The sequence below is a fragment of the Clostridium sartagoforme AAU1 genome (genome assembly GCF_000401215.1).
In the GTDB taxonomy this organism is placed as follows: domain Bacteria; phylum Bacillota; class Clostridia; order Clostridiales; family Clostridiaceae; genus Clostridium; species Clostridium sartagoforme.
In genome coordinates, this window is record NZ_ASRV01000159.1 from 1 (window position 1) to 2,992 (window position 2,992).

Here is a 2,992-nt window from a genome sequence, read left to right on the forward strand (position 1 = left end):
AATTNTTTNTATTATATATATTATAATAATAAATAGTAATAAATAATTAATTGTTTATTACTTTATTTTATTTTAATTTTTTTAATTTTAGTTAATAACATATATAATTACTTTTTATTTATTATTAGTTATTATTACAAATAAAGTTATTTAATCACCTATTTATATAATATTGTTTTCTATTTCTTGCTTTATAATTCATAAAAAATAAACTTTCGATATTTTATTATCGAAAGTTTATACAATTCATATTCTATTTTGACTATTTTCTTTCAACTATAAGTGCTGTTCCCATTCCTCCACCTATACATAAAGTTGCTAAACCCTTTTTAGCATCTCTTTTTTGCATTTCGTGTAGTAATGTAACCAATATTCTAGCACCTGATGCTCCTACTGGATGACCTAATGCAATAGCTCCTCCATTTACATTAACTTTATTCATGTCAAAGTTTAAGTCTTTTGCTACTGCTAAACTTTGTGCTGCAAATGCTTCATTAGCTTCTATTAAATCTAAATCTTCTATTTTTAAATTTGCTACTTCTAAAGCTTTCTTAGTTGCATGGAATGGACCATATCCCATTATTGATGGTTCTAATCCTCTTTGTCCATAAGAAACTATTTTAGCTAATGGAGTTATTCCTAATTCTTCCGCTTTTTCAGCGCTCATTACTACAAAAGCGGCAGCTCCGTCATTTATTCCTGATGCATTTGCAGCTGTCACTGTACCATCTTTTACAAAAGCTGGCTTTAATTTAGCCATTCCTTCAATTGTAGCTCCAAACCTTGGATATTCATCTGTATCAAAAATCTTTGGATCTCCTTTTCTTTGAGGAATAACTACCGGTACTATTTCATCTTTGAATCTTCCCTCTTTAATTGCTGCTTCTGCTTTTAATTGAGAATTAAGTGCAAATTGATCTTGCTCTTCTCTTGTTAAGTTCCACTCTTTAGCTATGTTTTCTGCTGTTACTCCCATATGATAATTATTAAATGCATCCCACAATGCATCATTTATCATAGAGTCAACCATTTTTCCATCTCCCATTCTTTGACCCCATCTTGATGTCTTTAATAGGTACGGAGCTTGAGACATGTTTTCCATACCACCTGCCACAACTATATCTGCATCTCCAGCTTTTATCATTTGAGCTGCTAATGCAACTGTTCTTAATCCTGATCCACAAACTTTATTTATTGTCATTGCAGGAACTTCTACTGGTAATCCAGCCTTTACTGCTGCCTGTCTTGCAACATTTTGTCCAAGACCTGCTTGAATTACATTACCCATTACTACTTCTTCTACTAATTCACCCTTTATACCTGCTTTAGCTACTGCTTCCTTTATTACTATTGCTCCTAAATCTGCTGCTGACACATCTTTTAAGCCTCCCCCGAAAGACCCAATAGCAGTTCTTACAGCGCTTGCAATTACTACTTCTCTCATAATTTACATCCTCCTCTATATAATTAAAATAATTTCATGTTTGTTAAACAATTAACATAATTTAATTATACCACTTTCTCCCTTTTAATCAACTAGAATTTCATCTTTTTATTCTTTATCTTATAAATTCTTCAGTTTCTACCATTCTTATTGAAAAATACTTCTCTATTATATCCGCAATTCTTCTTGATGCAAAACCATCCCCATATGGATTAGCCGCTTTACTCATTTTCATATACTCATCTTTGTTATTTATTAAATTATTAGCTTCTGCTACTATTTTATTGATATCTGTTCCAACTAATTTTACTGTCCCATATTCTACAGCCTCTGGCCTTTCTGTAACATCTCTAAGCACTAATACAGGTTTTCCTAGATGGGGAGCTTCTTCTTGTAGTCCGCCTGAATCTGTCATTACCATAAAACACTTATTCATTAAATTGTGAGTTTCATTAGTGTCTAATGGAGGTAATAGATGAACTCTTTCTTTATTTCCTAATTTGCTGTAAACAACATCCTTTACTACTGGGTTTAAATGAACTAAATATATAAGTTCAACATCTTTATTTTCATCAACTATTTTATTTAATGCTTCACAAATATTATCTATTCCTTCTCCCCAATTTTCTCTTCTATGGGCAGTTACCATTATTATTTTTTTGTTTTTGAAATCTATTTCATTTAATATGTCATTATCAAATATATAATCATCTTTAACTGTATGAGCCATAGCATCAATAACTGTATTTCCTGTTATATAAATATCATTCTCGCTTACGCCTTCTCTTAAAAGATTAGCTTTAGAGCCTTTTGTTGGTGCAAAATGTAAATCAGCTAAAGCTCCCGTAAGTTTTCTATTCATTTCTTCTGGAAATGGAAAATATTTATCAAATGTCCTAAGGCCTGCTTCTACGTGTCCAACTTTAATTTGTTGATAAAAAGCTGCAAGCGCGCCTGAAAATGTAGTAGTTGTATCTCCATGAACTAATATCATATCTGGTTTTTCCTGTATAAATATTTCTTCTAATCCCTCTAATACTTTATTAGTTATTCCTGTTAAAGTCTGCTTACTTTTCATAATATTTAAGTCAAAATCTGGTTTTATATCAAAGTAATCTAATACTTGGTCTAGCATTTCTCTATGTTGAGCTGTGACACAAACTTTAGAGTCTATTCCTTCCCTTTTTTCTAACTCTTTTACTAAAGGTGCCATTTTTATTGCCTCTGGCCTAGTTCCAAATATAGTTATTACCTTTTTTTTATTCATTTTAGGTTCCTCCTAATTAAATTATAAAATTATTATTTTTTCACTACTATATACTATTTCTATTTTACATAGTCTTTATTCAGTTCTATAATTTTAGTCTACAAATATGTAGTATATATAATTATACACTTTATACTTTACATAAACAAATTTTGATGTCTTTTTTAATATTATTTTAAGATAACGAAGTTCACATATATAACTTTAATTATTATGTTACTCTTCTATAATTAAAATCAAATTTGCGTATCTTTATAATGCCTAATAAAAAATCATAAAAA

General features: G+C 29.8%; 2 protein-coding genes. Both read right to left on the bottom strand.

The window, feature by feature from the left end; translation table 11 throughout:
• Positions 1-262: 262 nt before the first annotated feature.
• A complete protein-coding gene (locus A500_RS13090; protein WP_016208055.1) occupies positions 263-1,444 on the bottom strand; it encodes an acetyl-CoA C-acetyltransferase in 1,182 nt (393 codons plus the stop codon).
• Between the two features lie 115 nt (positions 1,445-1,559).
• Positions 1,560-2,711, bottom strand: a complete 1,152-nt coding sequence (gene wecB / locus A500_RS13095; RefSeq protein WP_016208056.1) for a non-hydrolyzing UDP-N-acetylglucosamine 2-epimerase — start codon at positions 2,709-2,711, stop codon at positions 1,560-1,562.
• Positions 2,712-2,992 lie beyond the last annotated feature (281 nt).